The 21,187-nt window shown below is 74.7% G+C and carries 22 protein-coding genes; 8 read left to right on the top strand and 14 right to left on the bottom strand.

The genetic code is table 11. The annotated features are described in order from the left end of the window. Window positions 1-46: 46 nt before the first annotated feature. Together MWU57_RS00260 and MWU57_RS00255 are read right to left on the bottom strand one after the other, a co-directional pair. The gene (locus MWU57_RS00260; protein ID WP_106269249.1) at window positions 47-469 is read right to left on the bottom strand and encodes an META domain-containing protein; all 423 of its coding nucleotides are present in this window, start codon (window positions 467-469) and stop codon (window positions 47-49) included. Then, window positions 466-1,911: an NAD-dependent malic enzyme gene (locus MWU57_RS00255; protein WP_246906612.1), complete on the bottom strand. Its 1,446-nt coding sequence runs from the start codon at window positions 1,909-1,911 to the stop codon at window positions 466-468. Before MWU57_RS00255 ends, MWU57_RS00260 begins: the two co-directional genes overlap by 4 nt. Before the next feature lie 88 nt (window positions 1,912-1,999). Between MWU57_RS00255 and MWU57_RS00250 the strand changes: the two genes are divergently transcribed. Next, complete coding sequence (locus MWU57_RS00250) at window positions 2,000-2,860, top strand: phosphotransferase (RefSeq protein ID WP_246906609.1); 861 nt, start codon at window positions 2,000-2,002, stop codon at window positions 2,858-2,860. Between the two features lie 3 nt (window positions 2,861-2,863). On the opposite strand, the gene MWU57_RS00245 is transcribed toward MWU57_RS00250, so the two are convergent. After that, window positions 2,864-3,883 carry an LLM class flavin-dependent oxidoreductase gene (locus tag MWU57_RS00245; protein ID WP_106269252.1) on the bottom strand — a complete coding sequence of 340 codons (1,020 nt, stop codon included), beginning with the start codon at window positions 3,881-3,883 and terminating at the stop codon, window positions 2,864-2,866. 77 nt (window positions 3,884-3,960) lie between these two features. On the opposite strand from MWU57_RS00245, the gene MWU57_RS00240 reads away from it, so the two are divergent. After that, complete coding sequence (locus MWU57_RS00240; RefSeq protein ID WP_246906606.1) at window positions 3,961-4,737, top strand: alpha/beta fold hydrolase; 777 nt, start codon at window positions 3,961-3,963, stop codon at window positions 4,735-4,737. Window positions 4,738-4,788: 51 nt separating this feature from the next. Here MWU57_RS00240 and MWU57_RS00235 read toward each other — a convergent pair whose 3' ends face one another. From MWU57_RS00235 to MWU57_RS00225, 3 genes are all read right to left on the bottom strand, one after another. Continuing rightward, complete coding sequence (locus MWU57_RS00235) at window positions 4,789-5,331, bottom strand: DUF3291 domain-containing protein (protein WP_246906603.1); 543 nt, start codon at window positions 5,329-5,331, stop codon at window positions 4,789-4,791. Between the two features lie 83 nt (window positions 5,332-5,414). Further along, window positions 5,415-6,884 carry a PP2C family protein-serine/threonine phosphatase gene (locus MWU57_RS00230; protein WP_246906601.1) on the bottom strand — a complete coding sequence of 490 codons (1,470 nt, stop codon included), beginning with the start codon at window positions 6,882-6,884 and terminating at the stop codon, window positions 5,415-5,417. After that, complete coding sequence (locus MWU57_RS00225) at window positions 6,881-7,690, bottom strand: alpha/beta fold hydrolase (RefSeq protein WP_246906599.1); 810 nt, start codon at window positions 7,688-7,690, stop codon at window positions 6,881-6,883. Before MWU57_RS00225 ends, MWU57_RS00230 begins: the two co-directional genes overlap by 4 nt. Window positions 7,691-7,756: 66 nt before the next feature. On the opposite strand from MWU57_RS00225, the gene MWU57_RS00220 reads away from it, so the two are divergent. The 4 genes from MWU57_RS00220 (at window position 7,757) to MWU57_RS00205 (ending at window position 11,844) form a co-directional block, all read left to right on the top strand. Continuing rightward, complete coding sequence (locus tag MWU57_RS00220; RefSeq protein ID WP_106269255.1) at window positions 7,757-8,278, top strand: GNAT family N-acetyltransferase; 522 nt, start codon at window positions 7,757-7,759, stop codon at window positions 8,276-8,278. Between the two features lie 46 nt (window positions 8,279-8,324). Continuing rightward, window positions 8,325-9,779, top strand: coding sequence for a tyrosine-type recombinase/integrase (locus tag MWU57_RS00215; RefSeq protein WP_246906597.1), 1,455 nt, complete (start codon window positions 8,325-8,327; stop codon window positions 9,777-9,779). Window positions 9,780-9,925: 146 nt separating this feature from the next. Further along, window positions 9,926-10,990, top strand: a complete 1,065-nt coding sequence (locus MWU57_RS00210) for a DNA-binding protein (RefSeq protein ID WP_246906594.1) — start codon at window positions 9,926-9,928, stop codon at window positions 10,988-10,990. 8 nt (window positions 10,991-10,998) lie between these two features. Beyond that, window positions 10,999-11,844, top strand: a complete 846-nt coding sequence (locus MWU57_RS00205; protein ID WP_246906592.1) for an alpha/beta fold hydrolase — start codon at window positions 10,999-11,001, stop codon at window positions 11,842-11,844. A 19-nt stretch (window positions 11,845-11,863) separates the two neighbouring features. On the opposite strand, the gene MWU57_RS00200 is transcribed toward MWU57_RS00205, so the two are convergent. Next, window positions 11,864-12,355 carry an Lrp/AsnC family transcriptional regulator gene (locus MWU57_RS00200; protein WP_243401070.1) on the bottom strand — a complete coding sequence of 164 codons (492 nt, stop codon included), beginning with the start codon at window positions 12,353-12,355 and terminating at the stop codon, window positions 11,864-11,866. A 202-nt stretch (window positions 12,356-12,557) separates the two neighbouring features. Between MWU57_RS00200 and ald the strand changes: the two genes are divergently transcribed. Then, window positions 12,558-13,670, top strand: a complete 1,113-nt coding sequence (gene ald, locus MWU57_RS00195; RefSeq protein ID WP_246906589.1) for an alanine dehydrogenase — start codon at window positions 12,558-12,560, stop codon at window positions 13,668-13,670. On the opposite strand, the gene MWU57_RS00190 is transcribed toward ald, so the two are convergent. The 5 genes from MWU57_RS00190 to MWU57_RS00170 form a co-directional block, all read right to left on the bottom strand. Further along, complete coding sequence (locus MWU57_RS00190) at window positions 13,654-14,670, bottom strand: ribonuclease Z (protein ID WP_246906586.1); 1,017 nt, start codon at window positions 14,668-14,670, stop codon at window positions 13,654-13,656. The genes ald and MWU57_RS00190 overlap by 17 nt on opposite strands. Before the next feature lie 10 nt (window positions 14,671-14,680). Then, on the bottom strand, window positions 14,681-14,983 hold the full coding sequence (locus MWU57_RS00185; RefSeq protein ID WP_246906585.1) for a hypothetical protein: 303 nt from the start codon (window positions 14,981-14,983) through the stop codon (window positions 14,681-14,683). Window positions 14,984-15,042: 59 nt separating this feature from the next. Beyond that, window positions 15,043-16,065, bottom strand: a complete 1,023-nt coding sequence (gene galE, locus MWU57_RS00180; protein ID WP_246906583.1) for a UDP-glucose 4-epimerase GalE — start codon at window positions 16,063-16,065, stop codon at window positions 15,043-15,045. Window positions 16,066-16,133: 68 nt separating this feature from the next. Further along, complete coding sequence (locus tag MWU57_RS00175; RefSeq protein WP_106269264.1) at window positions 16,134-16,772, bottom strand: FMN reductase; 639 nt, start codon at window positions 16,770-16,772, stop codon at window positions 16,134-16,136. Beyond that, on the bottom strand, window positions 16,769-17,929 hold the full coding sequence (locus MWU57_RS00170; protein ID WP_246906581.1) for an LLM class flavin-dependent oxidoreductase: 1,161 nt from the start codon (window positions 17,927-17,929) through the stop codon (window positions 16,769-16,771). The genes MWU57_RS00175 and MWU57_RS00170 overlap by 4 nt, the downstream gene beginning before the upstream one ends. Before the next feature lie 313 nt (window positions 17,930-18,242). Between MWU57_RS00170 and MWU57_RS00165 the strand changes: the two genes are divergently transcribed. Then, window positions 18,243-18,587: an RNA polymerase-binding protein RbpA gene (locus MWU57_RS00165; protein WP_106269305.1), complete on the top strand. Its 345-nt coding sequence runs from the start codon at window positions 18,243-18,245 to the stop codon at window positions 18,585-18,587. 92 nt (window positions 18,588-18,679) lie between these two features. Here the strand turns inward: MWU57_RS00165 and MWU57_RS00160 are convergent, their stop codons facing one another. Together MWU57_RS00160 and lnt are read right to left on the bottom strand one after the other, a co-directional pair. Then, window positions 18,680-19,423, bottom strand: a complete 744-nt coding sequence (locus MWU57_RS00160) for a polyprenol monophosphomannose synthase (protein ID WP_106269266.1) — start codon at window positions 19,421-19,423, stop codon at window positions 18,680-18,682. After that, entirely contained in the window at window positions 19,423-21,183 is a 1,761-nt protein-coding gene (gene lnt, locus MWU57_RS00155) for an apolipoprotein N-acyltransferase (protein WP_246906579.1), read from the bottom strand. The genes MWU57_RS00160 and lnt overlap by 1 nt, the downstream gene beginning before the upstream one ends. Between the last annotated feature and the right edge of the window lie 4 nt (window positions 21,184-21,187).

The following is a 21,187-nucleotide window of genomic DNA, read 5'->3' as shown; positions in this document are numbered from 1 at the left end:
GCGGACGCCGGGCAGGTCGCAGGCAGGTCGCAGGCAGGGGCGCCGGTCAGGTCTGCTCGACGAGCGTGACCGTGGCGTCGGGTGCGGTGAGCGTGAGGGTCTCGCCGTCGAGCGCCAGCGTCGGTTCGGCGCGCAGCAGCTCGCTGAACCACGTCTCCTGGTCCATCAGCTCGTCCGAGCAGGCCATCAGGGTCGATCGCATCTCGCCGGTCAGTCGTAGGGTGCCGTCGTCCCACGTGGCCGGGGCCGACATGCTGTTGCACCCGGGTTGGGCACCGACGGAGTCCTCGGTGAACGCCAGCACGATCGGCGACCCGCCGGCGAGCTCGCGGCCGACGACGTCGGTCACGACGAACGTGCGACCGGCGACGTCGCCCGCGCCCCCCGCACAGGCCGCGAGCGCCGTCGCGGCGAGCAGCGTGCCCAGCAGGGCGGCGAGCAGGGTGCGGGGGGCGCGGCGTGCGGTCACCGGGCCAGGCTAGTGCTCGCGCCCGGTCGGCGCCCGGAGGCGGTGCGGGTGTCCGGGGCGGGCGGGGCCGCGACGGCGCGCACCGCCTCGGCGACGGACTCGGCGACGCGGTGGTCGAACACGCCGGGGATGACGAAGGCGCTGTTAAGCTCGTCGTCGGCGACGACGTCGGCGATCGCCAGGGCGGCGACCCGCATCAGCTCGGTGGTGATCTCGGTGGCGCCGACGTCGAGCAGGCCGCGGAACAGGCCGGGGAAGGCCAGGACGTTGTTGATCTGGTTGGGGTAGTCCGAGCGGCCGGTGGCCACGACGGCGGCGGTCTCGGCCGCGGCGATCGGGTCGACCTCGGGGGTGGGGTTGGCCAGGGCGAACACGATCGCGTCGGCGTTCATGCGGGCGATGTCGGCGCCGGTCAGGATGTTGCCGGCGGACACCCCGATGAACACGTCGGCGCCGGCGAGGCCCTCGTGCAGGGCGCCGGCGAACCGGTCGGTGTTGGTGTTCGCCGAGATCCAGTTGCGGTGCGGGTCACCGTCGAGGGTGTCCGGGCCGAGCGCTCCCCCGCGTCCGAACGCGACGATGTGCTCGGCGCCCTGGGCCTTGAGCAGCCGGATGATGGCGTTGCCGGCGGCGCCGACGCCGGAGACCACGATCCGCACGTCGGCCAGCTTCTTGTCGACGACCTTCAGGGCGTTGACCAGGGCCGCGAGGACCACGATCGCGGTGCCGTGCTGGTCGTCGTGGAAGACGGGGATGTCGAGCTCGTCGCGCAGGCGGGCCTCGATCTCGAAGCAGCGCGGCGCGGAGATGTCCTCGAGGTTGACGCCGCCGTAGACGGGTGCGATCGCCTTGACCACGGCGATGATCTCCTCGGTGTCGGTCGTGTCCAGGCACACCGGCCAGGCGTCCACGCCGGCGAACTGCTTGAACAGGGCGGCCTTGCCCTCCATGACGGGCAGCGCGGCCGCCGGGCCGATGTCGCCCAGGCCGAGCACCGCGGTGCCGTCGGTGACCACGGCGACGGTGTTGCGCTTGATCGTCAGTCGGCGGGCGTCGTCGGGGTTGTCGGCGATCGCGGTGCACACCCGTGCCACGCCGGGGGTGTAGGCGCGCGACAGGTCGCGCCGGGTCGTGATGGGCGCCTTGAGGGCGACCTCGATCTTGCCGCCCAGGTGCAGCAGGAACGTGGAGTCGGACCACTTGAGCACGTGCACGCCGTCCAGCGCCTCGAGGGTGGCCACGACCTGCTCGCTGTGCTGGGTGTCGACGGTGTCGCAGGTGACGTCGACGACCAGGCCGGCGGGTGTGGAGTGGGCGATGTCGACGCCGGTGACCGCCGCGCCGGCGTCGGCGACCGCACCCACCACCGTCGAGGTGGCTCGTTGGGAGGCCGGCACCTGCACGCGCAGGGTGATGGTGTAGCTGGGGCTGGGAAGAGCCACGATGCCTTCCTTCTCGGGCGGCGACGCTGCCGCCCGGTGGGACCGATGTGTCGGGGCCCAGTATGCCGCCGACCGGTACCGTGCACGGGTGACCCGCGACCTGCCCGGCCTGGACGCCGCCCAGCGCGAGCTCGTCGCGGCCTGGTGCGGTCCGGTGACGCTGGTCGCCGACCACTCGCGGGGGTCGACCGGCGTCACGGTGCTGCGGCTGCGGGCCGCGGACGGCACGGACGGCACGGACGTCGCGCTCAAGGCCTCGGGGCCGGCCGACCTGCGCCTCGCACCGGAGATCACCGCCCACGAGTCGCTGCTGGCGCCGCTGGTGCCCGGCGGTCGCGTGCCCCGGCTGCTGCACGCTGACCGCGAGCGCCACCTGCTCGCCACCGCGTGGCTGGCGGGCGAGCCGGTCGAGGGCACGGCGGCCGAGCACGACCCGGCCACCTACCGGCAGGCGGGCGAGCTCCTGGCGCGCCTGCACGCGCTGGGCACCCGGGTGGACGGCGACTGGGAGGCGGCGCAGGACGCACGCGCGATGCGGTGGCTGGACGGGCCGCACGGTCTCGGAGCCCGCCTCGAGGAGCGCCTGCGGGCGGTCCTGGCGTCGCACGCCCACCCGCCGGTGCTCGTGGTGCCCACCCACGGTGACGTCGGGCCGCGCAGCTGGGTCCTCGGCGACGGTGTGGTCCGGTTCGTCGGCTTCGGCCGCGCGGGGTGGCGGGCACCGTGCACGGACCTCGTCCGCCTGGACCGCCGGCTGGAGGGTCGTACGGACCTGGTGGCCGCGTTCGTGGCCGGGTACGGCGCCGACCCGCGCTGCGGCGACGTGTGGCGCCGCGCCGTCGTGCGCGAGGCGATCGGCACGGCCGTGCGCGCCTACCAGGCGGGTGATGCCGCCGTCGAGGCGCACGGTCGCCACCTGGTCGACCTGGCCCTGGCGCAGGCCGCCTGAGACTCAGCGCCAGCCGAGCGCGGGGGCGACGTGCGCCACGACGTTCTCCATGACGTGGGCGTTGTAGTCGACGCCGAGCTGGTTGGGCACCGTGAGCAGCAGGGTGTCGGCCGCCGCGATCGCGGTGTCGCCGGCCAGGGCGGCCACGATCTCGTCGATCTCGCCGGCGTAGGTCTTGCCGAACCGCGCCCGGCCGCCGTCGATGATGCCGACCTGGTCGGTCGACTGCGTCTCGAGCCCGAAGTAGGCGCGGTCGCGGTCGTCGGTGATCGGGAAGATCGACCGTGACACCGACACGCGCGGCTCCCAGTCGTGACCGGCGGCGGCCCACGCGTCGCGGAAGCGCTGGATCTGCTCCGCCTGCAGCGCGTGGAACGGCACGCCGGTGTCCTCGGTCAGCAGCGTCGAGCTCATCAGGTTCATCCCCTGCGCGGCGGTCCACTCGGCGGTGGCGCGCGACCCGGCGCCCCACCAGATGCGGCGGCGCAGCCCCGGCGAGTGCGGCTCGAGGCGCAGCAGGCCGGGCGGGTTGGGGAACATCGGCTGCGGGTTCGGCTCGGCGAAGCCCTCACCGTCGAGCAGGTCGAGGAACCGGGCGGTGTGCCGGCGTGCCATGTCGGCGTCCGACTCCCCCGGGCCCGGTTCGTGGCCGAAGTGGCGGTAGCCCTCGACGACCTGCTCGGGTGACCCCCGCGAGATCCCCAGCTGCAGGCGCTCGCCGGAGATCAGGTCGGCCGCCCCGGCGTCCTCGGCCATGTAGGCCGGGTTCTCGTAGCGCATGTCGATCACGCCGGTGCCGATCTCGATGCGACGGGTGCGCGCCCCGGCGGCCGCCAGCAGCGGGAAGGGGCTGGCGAGCTGGCGGGCGAAGTGGTGCACCCGGAAGTAGGCGCCGTCGGCCCCCACCTCCTCGGCCGCCTCCGCCAGCTCGATGGACTGGGTCAGCACGTCGGCGGCGCTGCGCGTCGCCGAGGAGGGGTGGTCGGTCCAGTGGCCGAAGGACAGGAACCCGATGCGCTTCATACCGGCGTCAACGTCTGGCCCCGGGCGACATTCCCGCCCGGGGGCGGCGACGACGGGCGGCGGCGTAGTCTCGGGCCGTGATCCTGACCCACGACGACGCCGGCACGGGACCCGCCGTGCTGCTGATCCACGCCGGTGTGGCCGACCGCCGCATGTGGGACCCGCTGGTGCCCGCGCTCAGCCACGCCTTCCGGGTGATCCGTCCCGACCTGCGCGGGTTCGGCGAGACACCGTTGCCCGGCGGCGAGTACGCCGACGCCGACGACCTCGCCGTGCTCCTGGACCACCTGGACGTGGCCGACGTCGCCGTCGTCGGCTCCTCGTTCGGCGGACGCGTCGCCCTGGAGCTCGCCACGACCCACCCGGGCCGGGTGGGCGAGCTCGTCCTGCTCAACCCGGACCTGCGCGGGGTCGAGCCGAGCGCCACCGCCGCGGCGTTCGACACCGAGGAGGACCGGCTCCTGGCCGCCGGCGACCTCGAGGGCGCCGTGCGGCTCAACGTGGACACCTGGCTCGGGCCCGCGGCCGACCTGTCCGTGCGCGAGGCGCTCGCAGCCATGCAGCGCCGTGCGTTCGAGGTCCAGCTCGCCGCCGACGCGAGCGACGACCCGCCCGCGCCCCGTCGCATCGAGGTCGACCTGGCGGCGGTCGCGGTGCCGACGGTGGTGGTCACCGGCGCGCACGACATGGACCACTTCCGCGCCGTCGCGGCCCGCGTCGGCGACGGTGTCGAGGGCGCCGAGCTCGTCGAGCTGGACCGGGCCGGGCACCTGCCCGCCCTCGAGCTGCCGGACGCGGTGCGCGCCCTGCTGCTGGACGTGCTGCGCGCCGACCCGACGGTCCACGCCCCCTGACGCCCCCCTGACACGCCCTGCGCGCCCTGGGTGTGCTCCGGTGCGGCCGACTCAGGCGGGACGGCTCGCGCGGTCCACGTCCAACACAGCGTCCGGCACAGCGTCCGGCACACCGTCCGACGCCGCCGGTGCCCCGGCGGCGTCGAAGGCCCGCTGCAGGGTGAAGGCCCACGAGGACGGACCGTGGGCCCGCAGGTGCAGCACCCGCTCCTCGGCCTCGGCGACCGTCGGCCGGTGCCCGGCGGGCACCCACCAGCACGCCGTGTACGCCTCGGTCATCCGGGAGAACCACTCGCGGCGGCGGCGCAGCACCTGACGGTGCAGGCCGCCGTAGACGAACCCCGACAGCGAGGCGACGTCGCGCCACACGGACATGTTGACGATCACGCCCGGCGAGTCGTCGACGTCGAAGCGGAAGCCCTCGATGTCCGTCGCGTCGCCCCCTTCGCTCTGCAGCCGCCACAGGTAGCCCGGCGACGCCTCGGCGAGCTGGTTGACCGGTGCCAGCAGATCGACGAAGTCGGCGAGCTCGGCGCTGTCCAGCGGGGCCAGCAGGCGGGCGACGTTGACCTGGGCGAGCTCGAAGGATGCCATGGGCGTGATCCTGGCACGGCCGCACCGGAGGCACCTCACCGGAGGCACCGCGGGCGTGGTGACGGGTGGGTGCACCACGCCGCTCAGGTGCCGGCGGTGCCGGACCACGTCACGGCGAGCACGCAGGCGTCGTCGCGACGGTTCGGTCCGGCGTCCAGGACCTGGGTCGTCAGCGCCGCGCCCGCCGCCGGTCGTCCTGCGGTGCGCGCCAGACCGGCCAGCCCGTCGGTCAGCGGCACGTCACGACGTTCGACCACCCCGTCGGTGTAGAGCAGCACCGTGTCGCCCGCCGCGAGCCGCACCCGACCCTGGCGACGCGGGGGGCCCACCCGCCGGTGGTGCACGCCGAGGGGCGTCGAGCGCCCCTCCCACAGGAACTCGGCGCCGGCGTCGGTGACGTGCAGCGGCGGCAGGTGACCGGCGCAGGCGTAGGCGAGCACCCCGGAACCGGTGTCGAGCTCGGCGTAGACCAGCGTGGAGCCGAACCCGGTCTCCCGGTCCACGACGAACCCGTCGACGCGGTCGAGCACCCGGCCCGGCCCCAGGCCGGGACCGGCCAGCGCCCGGGTGGCGGTGCGCAGCTGACCCATGGCCGTCGCGGCCAGCAGCCCGTGCCCGACCACGTCACCGACGACGAGGGCCAGGACGGCGGGCGCGACCCAGAACGCGTCGTACCAGTCGCCGCCGACCTCCATCCCGCTGTCCGCCGGCCGGTACCCGGCCGAGACGGTCACGTCCTCGCGGCGCGGCAGGTCGATCGTCAGCATGGCGTGCTGCAGCTCGTGGGCGACCGACATGCTGCGCTCGTGCAGCAGGGCGCGGTCCAGCGCCACGCCGCCCTGCTGAGCGATCGTGGCCAGGGCGTCGGCGTCGACGGTCGCCTCCGCGGGACGACCGCGCACCTCCACGACCAGGTCCCCGTGCGGCCCCGCCGCGCCGGTGACCGGGACGCTCAGGCGCCCGTCCGGACCCGGGTGCCGCCCGCCCGTGGGGTCACCGGCCTGGAGGCCACCTGCCGCCTGCAGGCGCACCGCGGCGACGCCCGGGTGCGCCGCGACCGCCGCGAGCAGCGCGGCGCGGACCTGCTCGGGCCCGGCGGCGTGCGACAGCGCGGCCGTGGCGTGCTGCACCCAGCGCAGGCGCTCGGTCGACCGTTCGGCGGCCGAGCGGGCGCGCACGAGCTCCTGCTCGAACTCGGCCCGGCGGCGGACCGCCAGCAGCGCGACGTCGATCGCTCCGTCGCGCGGACGCGTCCGCGCCGTGAGCAGCGCCGGCAGCGGACCCGCCGCGATGCGCACCTCGACCCGCACCGCCTCCACCTGCCCCGCCAGGGTCAGCGCGGGCGCCACGTGCGTGTCCCAGTAGATCCGTCCGCCGACGGTGAGCAGGTCACCGATCCGCCGCCCGGCCACCCCGGTGCCGGCGTCCTGGCCCGCCACCCACCCGACGAACGTGTCGTTCGCCCGCAGCACGTAGCCGTCGGCATCCAGGTGGAGCAGCCCTAGCGGCGCCGTGGACCAGGCACGGGACTCGGTGCTCGCCGGGCCGGTCATGGTGCGGGCGGTCCGGCCAGGTAGTCGAGCACGACCGCCACGAGCTCCTCGGGTGCGCTGAGCTGGGGGCAGTGCCCGACGGCGTCGATCAGGACGAACCGGGAACCGGCCAGGTGCTCGTGGACGTACCGACCGACCTCGACGGGCGCGATCGCGTCCTCGCGGCACTGCACGACCAGGCTCGCGGTGCGCACCCGGGCCAGGTCGGCCCGGTTGTCCGACAGGAACGTCGCGCGGGCGAAGGCGCGGGTGACCTGCGGGTCGGTGCGCCGGAAGGAGGCGGTGAGCTCCGCGCCGAGCTCGGGCCGGTCGGGGTTGCCGGCGATCACGGGTGCCATGACGTCCGACCAGCCCAGGTAGTTCGTCTCCAGGGTGGCGAGCAGCTCGTCGATCTCCGCGGCGCTGAACCCGCCGCGGTACCCGTCGTCGTCCAGGTAGCGCGGGCTGGGCCCGACGAGCACCAGCCGGTCCACCAGGTCCGGGCGCCGGGCAGCCACGAGCAGCGCGATCGTCGCGCTGACGGAGTGACCGACGAGCACCACCGGACCGAGGGCCAGGTCGTCGAGCAGGGCGACGACGTCGTCGGTGTACCCCTCGAGGGACGCGTGCCGGTCGGGGTCGAACGTGCTGGGGTGGGCGCCACCGGCACCGGCGTGGTCGAACAGGACGACCCGGTGGTCGACCGCGAAGGCGTCGACCACCCGGTGCCACATCGTCTGGTCGCAGCCCAGGCCGTGGGCGAGCACCAGCGGAGTGCCGTCGACCGGACCGACGGCGCGCACGTTGTGCAGTGCACGAGGACTCACGCGCACACCCTAGTTGGCGGCCGGCGGGCTGTGCACGGACGTGGTCCACTCGGGCAGGATGACCCCGTGAAGATCACCCAGGAGACCCCGGCCGCCCCGGACGTGCGCGCCCTGCTCGACGAGCACCTGGCCGACATGTTCGCGACCTCGCCGCCCGAGTCCGTCCACGCCCTGGACCACGCGGCCCTGCTGGCACCGTCGGTCACCTTCCTCACGGCGCGCGACGCGGACGGGACCCTGCTGGGGTGCGGGGCGCTCAGCGAGCTGCCGTCCCCCGGCCCCGGTGCGACCGGCCACGGCGAGCTGAAGTCGATGCGCACCGCGCGGGCCGCCCGCGGCCGCGGTGTCGCGACGGCGGTGCTCGACCGGCTGCTCGGTCTCGCGGCCGAGCGCGGGTATACGCGCGTGAGTCTCGAGACCGGGCCCCAGGACTACTTCGCCGCCGCGCGGCGGCTGTACGCGCGGCACGGGTTCGTCGGGTGCGGGCCGTTCGGCAGCTACGTCGAGGACCCGCACAGCGTGTTCATGACGCTGGCCCCGGTCGCCCCGGCCCAGGGTCGCGACCGGGCCCGGGCCGCCGCGTCCTGAGCGCCGCCGCAGGTCAGCGGCGTGCGCCGGGCGCTAGGGTCGGGCCATGGCCTACACCGAGAAGCGCGACACCCGCACCGGTGGGGCCTCCTACGTCGGGCGGTTCCGCGTCGACGGCCGGTTGCGCAGCACGCGCGCCTTCCGGTCGCGGCGGGACGCGCTGGCCGAGGCGCGCCGCGCCGAGGAGGCCGGCAAGCTCGGCGCCTGGGTGGACCCGCGCGGGTCGGCGATCACGCTGGCCGGGTGGTTCGCGGACTGGCAGACGAGCCGGGCCGATCGCGCCCCGCGCACCCTGGAGGCCGAGCGCGAGCGGTTCCGCTCCCTGGTGGCACCGACCTTTGGCGAGACCCCGCTGCGGCGCATCACCCACGACGACGTCTCGCGCTGGGCGGCCGGCATGCGGGCGCCGCGCACCGGTGAGGTGGCCTCGCCGGCGCGCCGACGCGACGCCGTGCGCCTGCTCGTCGCCCTGCTCGACGCGGCCGTCGACTCGCGCCGGCTCACCACGAACCCCGCCCGCACGCCGTCGGGCAGGGTCCCCGGCCTGCCCCGGGCGCCGCGGACCAAGGCGCACCGCTACCTGAGCCACGAACAGCTGCGGCGGGTGGCCGACGCCGCCCGCACCCACCAGGGACGCACGCTCGTGCTGCTGGCCGGGCTGACCGGCCTGCGGTGGGGCGAGATCTCGGCGCTGCGCACCGGCGACGTCGACCTGCTGCGCGGACGCATCGTGATCGAGCGCGCCTACACCCGGCTCGACGACGGCACGCTGCTGCTCGGCGACACCAAGACCCACGCACGGCGCGAGGTGCCGGTGCCCGGCGTGCTCGCCGCCGACCTGTCCGTGCTCCTGGCCGCCCGGGGAACCGGCCTGCTGTTCGCGGGGCGCGACGGCGGCCCGCTGCGGCGCGAGAGCTTCGACCGCAACGCCTATCGCCCCGCGGTACGGGCAGCGGGCGGAGCGGTCACGACGCTGCAGGAGCTGCTCGGGGTGCGCGGCACCCGGGTCGTGGACGCCGAGACCCTCGCCGCGGTGCGCCGCGTCCAGACGCAGGGCGGGCTGCCGGTCACCGGAGTCGTCGACGCCGCCACCTGGGAGGTGCTGGTCGCCGAGGACCGCCGTCACCGCGGCGAGCTGTCCCGCGCCGCCAAGGTCGCCCGCAGCCACCGGCTGGGCGTCGCGGCCCGCCTCACCCTCGGCGCCGGCGCGGAGGACTTCGAGCCGCTGACGCTGCACGACCTGCGCCACACGGCCGCCTCGCTGGCCATCGCCGGCGGTGCGAGCGTCAAGGCCGTCCAGCGCATGCTGGGGCACGAGTCGCCGGTGCTCACGCTGCGCACCTACGCGGGCCTGTTCGAGGACGACCTCGACCGGTTGGGCGAGGCGATGTCCGCGCAGTTCGCGGCGCAGAGCCTGACATCCGTTGCTCACCACACGCTCACCGATGGCTCGACCAGCGTGCCGGACGTCCGCGCGCTGCCTCGCCTCGCAACGCGCTGACCAGGTAGAACACCCCGCTCAGGGCCGCTCGACGTCATGCACCGACACCCGCTTTGGAAAAGCGGGTGTCGGTAGTTCCGCGAGAGAAGTAGGAGTAGTTTGGCGAAACTTCTCCTCTTCCTCCGACCTGAACCAAGGACGCCCAGATGGACTCGACGACGACCGCGACGATGAGCGCCACGACGGCCGGCACGACAGGGACGACGGTCCCGGCGAGGGAGCCGGACGCCGAGGAGCGCCCCTCCGACCCCGCGCCGCAGCCCGGGGCGATGCCGGCCAGCGCCCGCGACCGGGTGTACGCGGCCGCCGACGCGCTCGCGGCCGAGGACGCCGCCGTCACCGTCACGACCGTGCGCGAGCGAGCGGGCTGCTCCAACGCCGTCGCGACGACCTTCCTGCGCCGGTGGCGCGCCGACCGGGCCGCGGCCGAGGCGGAGGCGGCCCAGCTGCCCGCACTCCCCCGCGGCGTCGGCCTGCTCGTCGAGCGGGGGGTCACGGCGCTGTGGGCCGAGGCGGTGCGGGCGGCCCGCGCCGAGCACACCGCCGAGCGGGCGGCCGCGCGCGAGCAGCTGGACGCCGCTCGCGAGGACGCCGCCCGGGTCGCCGCGCTGCTGGACGGTGCCGAGACCGACTACGCGGCTCTTCGTCCCCACCTGGACGCTGCCCGTGAGGAGGCCGCCACCCTGGCGGACCGGCTGGAGGCGGCGACCACCGCGCGCGACGACGCGCGCGCCGAGGCCGCCCACGCCGTCGGGCAGGCCGCCACGCTGGACGGCGAGCTCACGCAGGTGCGCACCGAGCTCGCCGACCTGCGCGACCGGCTCGCCGAGGCCGAGCGGGGCCGGACCGAGCAGGCCGAGGCCCGCGCCCAGGCGCACGGAGCGGTCGAGGGCACCCGGGAGGCCCTGGCCGAGGCCCGCGCCACCCTGGAGCGGTCCCGGGCCGCGAGCCTGCGGGCCCAGGAGGACCGCGCCGAGGCCGACGCCGAGCGCGCGGCCGCCCAGCGTGCCGTCGCGCGCCTCGAGGGTGAGACGACGGCACTGCGGCAGGAACTGCAGGCCGCGCGGGAGCAGGCCGGCCTGGCCGAGCGGGAGCGGGCCACCGCCGAGGCGGCCCGCGCACAGGCCGAGGGCGAGGTGGCCGGCCTGCGCCAGGCCCTGGAGGCACGGCGCTCCGAGGCCCGTGACACCGACGCCAGGGGCCGGGACTGATGGCGGCCGTGCACGACACAGGGCCGCAGCTCGACCGCCGGTTCGCGTGGCGCGGACGCCAGATCGCCTGGACGTCGATCGGGTCGGGCCCGCCGGTGGTCATGTGCCACGGCACGCCGTGGTCGTCGTGGCTCTGGGCGCCGTACGCCCGCGCCCTGGCCGCCGAGTTCACCGTGCACCTGTGGGACATGCCCGGGTACGGCGCCTCGTCGAAGGCACCGGAGCACGACGTCGACCTCGGCATACAGGGGCAGGCGTTCGCGGCACTGCTGGAGCACTGGGACCTCGAGGCCCCGCACGTGATCGCCCACGACTACGGCGGCGCGGTGTCGTTGCGGGCGCACCTGCTGCACGGACGGCGGTTCGCGTCGCTGTGCCTGGTCGACGTCGTCGCGCTGCGGCCGTGGGGCTCGCCGTTCTTCACCCTCGTGGCCGAGCACGCCGACACGTTCGGTCGCCTGCCGGCGCCGGTGCACCTCGGGGCGCTGGAGGCCTACGTCGCCGGTGCCAGCCACCGCGGCCTGTCCCCCGCGCAGAGCGCGGCGCTCCTGGCACCGTGGCGCGACCCCGTCGGGCAGGCCGCCTTCTACCGGCAGATCGCCCAGGCGGACGAACGCTTCACCGCGGAGATCGAGCCGCACCTCGGCGAGATCGACGTGCCCACGCACATCGTCTGGGGCGAGCAGGACACCTGGATCCCCCCGGACCGCGCAGCACGGCTGGCGGCCGCCGTCGCGGGCAGCACGGTGACGCTCGTGCCCGACGCCGGGCACCTGATCCAGCTCGACGCCCCGGTCGCGCTCGCCACCGAGCTGCACCGCTGGCTGGTCCGCGTGACCTCCGGCGCGCCCTGACGCGGGCCTCGTCGGTCGCTCAGTACCAGCTGGCCCGCACGTGCTCGAAGATCAGGTTGGTCTCGGTCAGCGCGACGCCGGGGTTCGCGGACAGGTTCTCGATGACGAAGTCGTTGAGGCCGTCCGAGTCGGGCGCGGCGACGTGGATGAAGAAGTCGTGCGCGCCGCCCAGCAGGTAGACGTTCATCACGCCGGGCAGCTCGGCAAGCTCGCGCAGGAACGCCTTGAGCCTGGAACGGGCGGCGCCGTGCATCCGCACCGCGACGATCGCCTGCAGCGGCCGGCCCGCCAGCGCCGGGTCCACGTCGGCGTGGAAGCCACGGACGACGCCTTCCTCGCGCAGGCGACGCACCCGGGCCAGGCAGGTCGACGGCGCGATCCCCACCCGGCGGGCCAGGGCGTTGTTCGCCAGGCGGGCGTCCTCGGCCAGCGCGGCGAGCAGGCGGTGGTCGACGTCGTCCAGCCGCAGCGTCGCCACAGGGCGGCGCTCGAGACCCGACTGGCCACCCACGCGGGTCCGAAGATCGTTCGGGCGCGCCGCTCTATCCGCCCCGCGCCCCGAAGCATCTGGCACCATGACGGCAATCTACCGAAGGATCGTCCGGTTCGTGGCACGGCGTCGAACTTCTGGACCACACTGGTGGTGAGCGCCGTCACACCCCGACGGGCGCAGCAGCACGCTCCCACCGGAGCCACACCGAAGGCGGCACACCATGGACATCGCGGTCCCGAAGGAAGTCAAGAACCACGAGCACCGGGTGGCGATCACCCCCGCCGGGGTCCACGAGCTCACCGCGCACCACCACACCGTGCACGTGCAGGCGGGAGCGGGGCTCGGCGCCGGCATCACCGACGAGGAGTACGCGGCCTCCGGCGCCGTCCTCGTCGACGGCGCCGACGCCACCTGGGCCGCCGGCGAGATGGTGCTCAAGGTCAAGGAGCCCGTGGCCGAGGAGTACCACCGGCTGCGCTCGGACCAGCTGGTGTTCACCTACCTCCACCTCGCGGCCGACAAGGCGCTCACCGAGGAGCTCCTGGCCCGCCGCGTCACCGCCGTCGCCTACGAGACGGTCCAGACACCCGCCGGCTCCCTGCCGCTGCTCGCCCCCATGTCCGAGGTGGCCGGCCGGCTCGCCACGCAGGTCGGCGCGGCGACCCTGCTCAAGGCCGCCGGTGGCCGCGGCGTGCTGCTCGGCGGGGTGCCGGGGGTCGCCGCCGGGCACGTCGTCATCATCGGCGCGGGGGTGTCCGGCATGAACGCCGCCCGCATCGCCGTGGGCATGGGTGCGCGGGTCACCCTGCTGGACACCTCCGCCGACGCCCTGCGCGCCGCGGACCGTGAGCTCGGCGGGCGCGTGCAGACCCTCTCCTCGAACCGCCTCACCCTCACCCACACCGTGCTGGACGCCGACCTCGTCATCGGCGCCGTGCTGGTCGCGGGCGCCAAGGCCCCCGTGCTCGTCCCGGACGATCTCGTCGCCCGCATGCGGCCCGGTTCCGTGCTCGTCGACATCGCCATCGACCAGGGCGGCTGCTTCGAGAGCTCGCACCCCACGACGCACGAGCGCCCCACCTACGGCGTGCACGACAGCATCTTCTACTGCGTGGCCAACATGCCCGGCGCCGTGCCGCGGACCTCCACCTACGCCCTGACCAACGTGACCCTGCCCTACGTCGTGGCGCTGGCCGACTCCGGATGGCGCGACGCGCTGCGCGCGGACCCGGCGCTCGCCCACGGCCTGAACACCCACGACGGCGCCGTCGTCCAGGCCGGCGTCGCCGAGGCGCACGGCCTCGAGCACGTGTCCGTCAGGGACGTGCTGTGACCCCGCCGGCACGACGCCGGGGCGGGATCGGCACCCGGTCGAGGTCCGCCGCCACCGTCACCTCGCCGTCGAACACCTCGCGCGCCTCCCGCTCGAAGGCGAGCGGCAGCTCGTCCGGCTCGGCATAGCGCTGGGAGAAGTGCGTCAGCACCAGGTGGCGCACCCCGGCGCTCGCGGCGACCGACGCCGCCTGACGGCAGGTCAGGTGGGCGAACCGTTCGGCGATCTCGACGTCGCGGTGCAGGAACGTCGACTCGATGACCAGCAGGTCCACGCCGTCGGCCAGGGCATGGACGGCGTCGCACAGGCGGGTGTCCATGACGAAGGCCACCGACTGGCCGGGGCGCGGCACGCTCACCTGTGCCCGCAGGACGACGCGTCCGTCCGGCAGGGCGAGGACGCCGTCCCGGCGCAGGCGACCGACGTCGGGGCCGAGCGTGACGCCCGCGGCGGCGAGGGCCGCCGGGTCGAACGAGACGCCGTCCGGCTCGTCGAGGCGGTAGCCGACGGCGTCGACCCGGTGGTCCAGGGCCCGGGCGGTGAGCACGAGGGCGCCCGGACGGGGGTCGCCGGGCGCGGGTGCGCCCCGCTCCCCAGTCACGCGGGGCACGACGACGGGGCCGTCGTCGGCACGCACCGACAGGGGCTGCAGCGCCAGGCGTTCGTGGTGGTCGTACGCGCTGGCCGCCAGCAGGTGGCGCACCCACGGCTCGCCGGACGCCGGGAAGGACACCGGCACGGTGTGCCGGACGTTGTCGCCGGAGATCCGTTGGACGACGCCGGCGAGTCCCAGCGAGTGGTCGCCGTGCAGGTGGGTGAGCGCGATGCGGCTCAGGTCGGTGGCGGACACACCGGCGTGGGTCATCTGGCGCTGGGTGCCCTCGCCGGGGTCGAACAGGATCGTGGTGTCGTCGAAGAACAGCACGTACCCGTTGTGGTTGCGGGTCCGGGTGGGCACCATGCTCGCGGTGCCCAGGACGACGAGCTCGCGCCGGGACATGCTCAGCGGGTCACGAGGCCAGGGCGTGCCCCACGGCGCGGACCAGACCGCTGGTGCTCACCGCACCACGCCGGTAGCGCTCGGCCGCCGCGGACAGCGCCTCGGCGACCTGGGGGCGCACGCCCGCGGTCGCGGGCCGCCACACGTCACGGTCGAAGACGGCGGTGCGCCGTGCCGGGCCGCGGCGCAGGCGACCGGCCAGCGGCTGGACGTCCGCGGCAGCGCTCGCCGGCCGACGAGCCGGCATGGGGCCCCGGTACCGGGCGCCCGGGTTCCAGCGCTGGTCAGGGCGGGTGCGGCCGTCGTCGGTCATGGGATCATCCTCGCGCCCAGGGTCGACGTCGCGCAAGCGGTCGGCGGGCGCAGCCGGCCTCAGGAGTCGGGGAAGCCCTGGGGGTTCGCGGACTGCCAGCGCCACGTGTCGGCGCACATGTCGTCGATGGACTTCTCGGCACGCCAGCCCAGCTCCTCCTGCGCCCGGGTCGGGTCGGCCCAGAACGCCGGCAGGTCGCCGGAGCGCCGCGGTCCGACCTCGTAGGGCAGCTCGCGCCCGACGGCGCGCTCGAACGCGTGCAGCATCTGCAGCACCGAGGTGCCGGTACCGGTGCCGAGGTTGAACGCGCGCACGGGGGTGGCCATCGTGTCGAGGTGCTCCAGGGCGGCCACGTGACCGGCGGCGAGGTCCTCGACGTGCAGGTAGTCGCGCTCGGCGGTGCCGTCGGTGGTCGGGTAGTCGTCGCCGAACACGGTGAGCTTCTCGCGCCGGCCCACGGCGACCTGGGCGATGAACGGCATGAGGTTGTTCGGGATGCCCTGCGGGTCCTCGCCGATCTCGCCCGACGGGTGGGCGCCCACCGGGTTGAAGTACCGCAGCAGCGCGACCCGCAAGCCCTCGGTGGCGGCGGCCACGTCGGTCATGATGCGTTCGATCATGACCTTGGTCTGGCCGTAGGGCGAGGAGGACGACAGGTGCTCGTAGTCCTCGTGGTACGGCACGGGCGCGTGCTCGCCGTAGACGGTCGCCGAGGAGGAGAACACCAGGCGGGACACGTCGTGGCGGCGCATCGCCTCGAGCAGCGACAGGGTGGAGTCGAGGTTGTTGCGGTAGTACTCCAGCGGCTTGGCGACGGACTCCCCCACCGCCTTGAACCCCGCGAAGTGCACCACGGCGTCGAAGCGCTCGTGGGCGAAGAGCAGGTCGGTCTTCTCGGCGTCGGTCAGGTCGATCGCGTGGACCGGCACGTGCGTCCCGGACAGCGACTCGAGCCGGCCGATCACCGTGGGCTTGGCGTTGGAGAAGTCGTCCACCACGACGACGTCGTGCCCGGAGGCGATCAGGGACAGGACGGTGTGGGAACCGATGTAGCCGGCACCGCCGGAGACCAGAACGCGCATGGCCCCAACCCTACCCGGGCCGCGGTGGCGGCCCGGGCGCCGGTCACGACCCGGACGCGGTGGTCGGGTCAGCCGCCGAGCAGGTCCGAGAAGCTCGGCGTGCTCGCGAACGGGTCGGCCTGCTCGCCGCGCGGCTCGCGGGCCGCGACGGCCCGGGCCAGCTCCTGGCCGGCGCGCGCGATGCGCTGCGGCAGCCCGCCGGCGCCGTCCCGCGGCCCGTCGGGGGCGGAGGCGCCCGCCCAGTCGGCGGTGGCGGCGAACACGGAGGTGGGCACCACGTCGGCGTGCAGGTAGGACAGCAGCGGGCGCAGGGCGTACTCGAGCGCCAGCGTGTGGCGCTCGGTGCCGCCGGTCGCGCCGAGCAGGACCGGGACACCCGTGAGCGCGGCCGGGTCGAGGATGTCGGCGAACGACTTGAACAGTCCCGAGTAGCTGGCGGTGAACACCGGGGTCACCGCGACGATCCCGTCGGCCTGCTCGACGTGCCGGACGGCCTCGGCGAGGTCGCCCGCGGCGAAGCCGGTGAGCATCGCGTCGACGATCGCGTGCGCGTGGTCGCGCAGCTCGACGACCTCGACCCGGACCGGCACGCCGGCCAGGTGCAGCTCGTCGGTGGTCGCCGTGGCGAGCCGGTCGGCCAGCAGCCGCGTGGAGGACGGCTGGGACAGCCCCGCCGCGACCACCGTGAGGAGACGTTCGGTGCTCATGCGCGTGCTCCTTCGGCGAGGGTCCCGGTCACGTCGTCGACGCCGTCGCCGACGTGGGTCGCGGCGGTCCGGCCGGCAGCGCGGGCGGCCGCGACGCGCTCGGCGTGGGTCGGCGGGTTCAGGGGGACGTCGTCGGCGGGGCGCTTGGCCTCGACGATCGTGCGCAGCGCGGGCACGACCTCGCCGGCGAGCAGGTCGATCTGCTCCAGCACGGTCTTGAGGGGCAGACCGGCGTGGTCGATGAGGAACATCTGGCGCTGGTAGTAGCCGACGTCGTCGACGAACGACGCGTACCGGTCGATGACCTGCTGCGGCGAACCGACGGTCAGGGGTGTCTGGGCCGAGAAGTCCTCGAGCGAGGGCCCGTGGCCGTAGACGGGTGCGACGTCGAAGTAGGGCCGGAACTGCCGCACGGCCTCCTGGCTGTTGCGGTGCAGGAACACCTGGCCTCCGAGCCCGACGATCGCCTGGTCGGCGCGGCCGTGGCCGTGGTGCTCGTAGCGCTGGCGGTAGAAGCGGACCATCTGCCGGGTGTGGTGCATGGGCCAGAAGATGTTGTTGTGCAGGAACCCGTCACCGTAGTAGGCGGCCTGCTCGGCGATCTCCGGCGAGCGGATCGAGCCGTGCCACACGAACGGCGGCACGCCGTCGAGCGGGCGGGGCGTGGAGGTGAAGCCCTGTAGCGCGGTGCGGAACGTGCCCTCCCAGTCCACGACGTCCTCGGTCCACAGCCGGCGCAGCAGCGCGTAGTTCTCCACGGCCAGGGGGATGCCGTTGCGGATGTCCTGACCGAACCAGGGGTAGACAGGTCCGGTGTTGCCGCGACCCATCATCAGGTCCATGCGGCCGTCGGAGATCACCTGGAGCATCGCGTACTCCTCGGCCAGGCGGACCGGGTCGTTGGTGGTGATCAGCGTGGTGGCGGTCGACAGCGTGATGTTCCGGGTGACCCCCGCCAGGTAACCGAGCATGGTGGTGGGGCTGGAGGCCACGAACGGCGGGTTGTGGTGCTCGCCGGTGGCGAAGACGTCGAGCCCGGCCTCGTCGGCGTGCCGGGCGATGGTGAGCATGTCGCGCACACGCTCGGTGTCGTCCGGGACCCGTCCGGTGGTCGGGTCCGGCGTGATGTCGGAGACGGAGAAGATGCCGAACTGCACGATGACTCCCTGGATCGCTCACTGATTCATGCATCTGCATGTATCGACCGTGCCAACCTGCCGCTCCCCCCGATTGTTCCCGTCCCCCGGTCGCGCCGCAGTCAGCGACGAGGTGACGTCACCCACAACCCGGTCCCTGCGACCGTTCTCGACTTGCGTGGCGGGCCCGCGCTGGCCAGCCTTGACCTGCACACGGCCCCACCCCGGACCGAGCCGGTACGCTTCACCGGTTCTTCACGCCCCGGCGGAACAACCGCCGTCAGGCGCGCGTTGGACACCAAGGCCCCTAACCCATCGACCTGTGGAGGACGACATGCCCGACCGCTCCCTGCGCGGCATGAGCATCGGCAGCAAGAGCATGGAGTCCGACGAGGGCGTGGACTTCGCCCCGCGGTTCCAGGCGCACTACGACTGCCCCAACGGCCACACCATCATCCTGCCGTTCTCCACCGAGGCCGAGGTCCCCCCGCTGTGGGAGTGCCAGTGCGGTGGAGAGGCGCTCCTGCGCGACGCGGAACGCCCCGAGGCCAAGCCGACCAAGCCGCAGCGCACCCACTGGGACATGCTGCTCGAACGGCGCTCCGTCTCCGAGCTCGAAGAGCTCCTCGACGAGCGCCTCGAGCTGCTGCGCGCCGGCAAGCTGCGTCGCTCGGCCTGACGCCCCGCCGTGGGCACACCACGGTCGTGCGCAGCACCAGTGCGGTCCTCCGTCCCCGGAGGGCCGCACTTCGTGCTTCTCGCCGCGGCTCCTCAGCGCGGTGCCGGCAGACCGCGCAGCTGACCCCACCGGAACCGCAGACCCCACAGCGTGACCTTCGTCAGCGCCTCGACCACGATGGAGCGCGACATCTTCGAGACCCCCGCCGCGCGCTCGACGAAGGTGATCGGGACCTCCGCCACCGTTCCTCCGCCCCGGAGCACCCGCCAGGTCATGTCGACCTGGAAGCAGTAGCCGTGCGACTCCACCGCCGCCAGGTCGACCGCCCGCAACGTGTCCGCGCGGAACGCCCGGTAACCGCCGGTCGCGTCCCGCACACCGATCCCCAGCGCCAGGCGCACGTAGGTGTTCCCCGCCCGCGAGAGCAGCATCCGGTGCCACGGCCAGTTGACGACCCGCCCGCCCGGCACCCAGCGCGACCCGATCACCAGGTCCGGGACGTCGTCGCCCGCCAGCCGGTCCAGCAGGCGCTCCAGCTCCTCGGGCCGGTGCGAGCCGTCGGCATCCATCTCGCACAGCACGTCGTACCCGCGCTCGAGCCCCCAGCCGAAGCCCGCCACGTACGCCGCACCGAGCCCGCCCTTGCCCGCCCGGTGCAGCACGTGCAGCCGGTCGTCGTCCGCGGCCCGGCGTGCGGCCAGCTCCCCCGTGCCGTCCGGCGACGCGTCGTCGACCACCAGCACGTCGACCTCCGGAGCGACGGCGTCCAGCCTGTCCAGCAGCACCGGCAACGATTCGCGCTCGTCGTACGTCGGCACGATCACCAGCGTCCGCATCAGCGGGCCCGTGAGCGGCGCTCGCGGGCGGCGGTGGCCGCACCGGCCACGACCAGGGCGACGGCGAGCCCGCCGACCACCCAGCCCGGCCAGTAGCCGGCCTGCACGGCGGGCGTCAGCGTGGTGCGCAGGGGCAGCGCGGCGACGAGCTGGTCCGCGGTGAACAGCTCGGTCCGCGCCACGAGCGTGCCGTCCGGCGTCACGACCCCCGAGACGCCGACGGTGGAGATCTGCACGGCCGCGCGGCCCGTCGTCATCGCCTGCATCCGCGTCATCGCGAGCTGCTGGGTGGACTCGGCCGTGTAGCCGAACGAGGCGTTGTTGGTCGGCACCACGAGCACCTCGGCGCCGCGCACCACCGCGTCGCGCACGATCTCGTCGTAGGCGATCTCGAAGCAGATGATGGTGGCCATGGGCACCGTGGTGCCGTCGTCGCGCGGCAGCTCGACGACCGCCGGCTCCGCGCCCGGGAGCATGTCGTTGGTGACCCGGTCGACCTGGTCGGAGAAGACCCGCACGAAGCTGCGCAGGGGGATGTACTCCCCGAACGGCGCGGGGTGCTGCTTGGCGTACCGGTCGGTGACGCCGCGGCCGGCCTGCCACAGCAGCGAGACGTTGTACCGCCCGCCGGTGTCGGGGTACTCCTGGGCGCCCACCAGGATCGGGGCACCCACCGCGGTGGCGGCCTCGTCGAGCGCCGTGGCGACCTCGGGTGCCTCCTGCGGATCCAGGTCGGACCCGTTCTCGGGCCACAGCACGACGTCGAGGTCCTCGCCGCGGTCGGCCAGGACGGCGGTGCCCTCGAGGTGGTTGTTGAGGACCTCGGCCCGGTTGGCGAAGGAACCCAGGCCGGGCTCGGCCACGTTGCCCTGGACGGCTCCGGCCAGCAGCACGGGACCGTCGGCCTCGTGGGTGGCCGTGCCGGCGTCGACGACCGTGGTGTCCAGCTCGGCGGTGGCGACGGGCGCCGCGGCGGACCCGGCCGGCAGCGGCAGCGCGGCCGGTGCCAGCACAGCCAGGGCGCCGACGGCGACGAGTCCCGCGGCGACGGTGAGCGGACGGCGGTCCCGCGGCCGGGCAGCACGCGTGCGCCAGGCGACGACGGCCTGTGCCAGCGCCAGGGCGCCGAGGGTGCCGGCGAACGCGACGAGCAGGGAGACCAGGGTGGTGCCGCCGAGCCACGCGGCCCGACCGGTGGGCGCGTCGACCATGGTCCAGGCCAGCCGACCCCAGGGGAACCCGCCGAACGGGACCTCCGCACGCCACTGCTCGACGGCGACGAGCACCACGGCGAACGCGCCTGCGTGCGCGACGGCACGCCCCCAGGCGCGCACGGTGGTCGACCCGCCGGGTCGACCGGCCCCGCGCAGCCGCAGCGGTGGCAGCCGTCGCGCCCACGTCCACAGCACACCGAGGACGGCGCCGAAGCAGGCCTGCAGGATCGACAGGGCCAACCACGGGACGGTGTCGGTGGCGAAGTTGGCCCACCAGATGTGCGGCAGCCAGAACGTCAGCATCGCCACGAAACCGACCAGGGCGTTCCACGCGGCGGCCCGGCGCCCGTCGCGCCGCAGCGCCGCGTACAGCAGGCCGACGGCGACGAAGGCCAGCGGCCAGGCGTCGACGTCGGGGAACGCGGCCCAGAGCCCGGCCCCGGCCGCGACCGCGAGCAGCAGGGTCACCGGCCGGGAGGTCCACCGGTCAGGTCGCGCCGCGGGCGGCGGCGGTGCGGCGGCGGTGCGGCCGACGTCGGGGTCCACGCTG

It is taken from the genome of Isoptericola sp. S6320L, assembly GCF_023015685.1.
Classification (GTDB): domain Bacteria; phylum Actinomycetota; class Actinomycetes; order Actinomycetales; family Cellulomonadaceae; genus Isoptericola; species Isoptericola halotolerans_A.
This window is presented reverse-complemented; position numbering and strand designations above follow the sequence as displayed.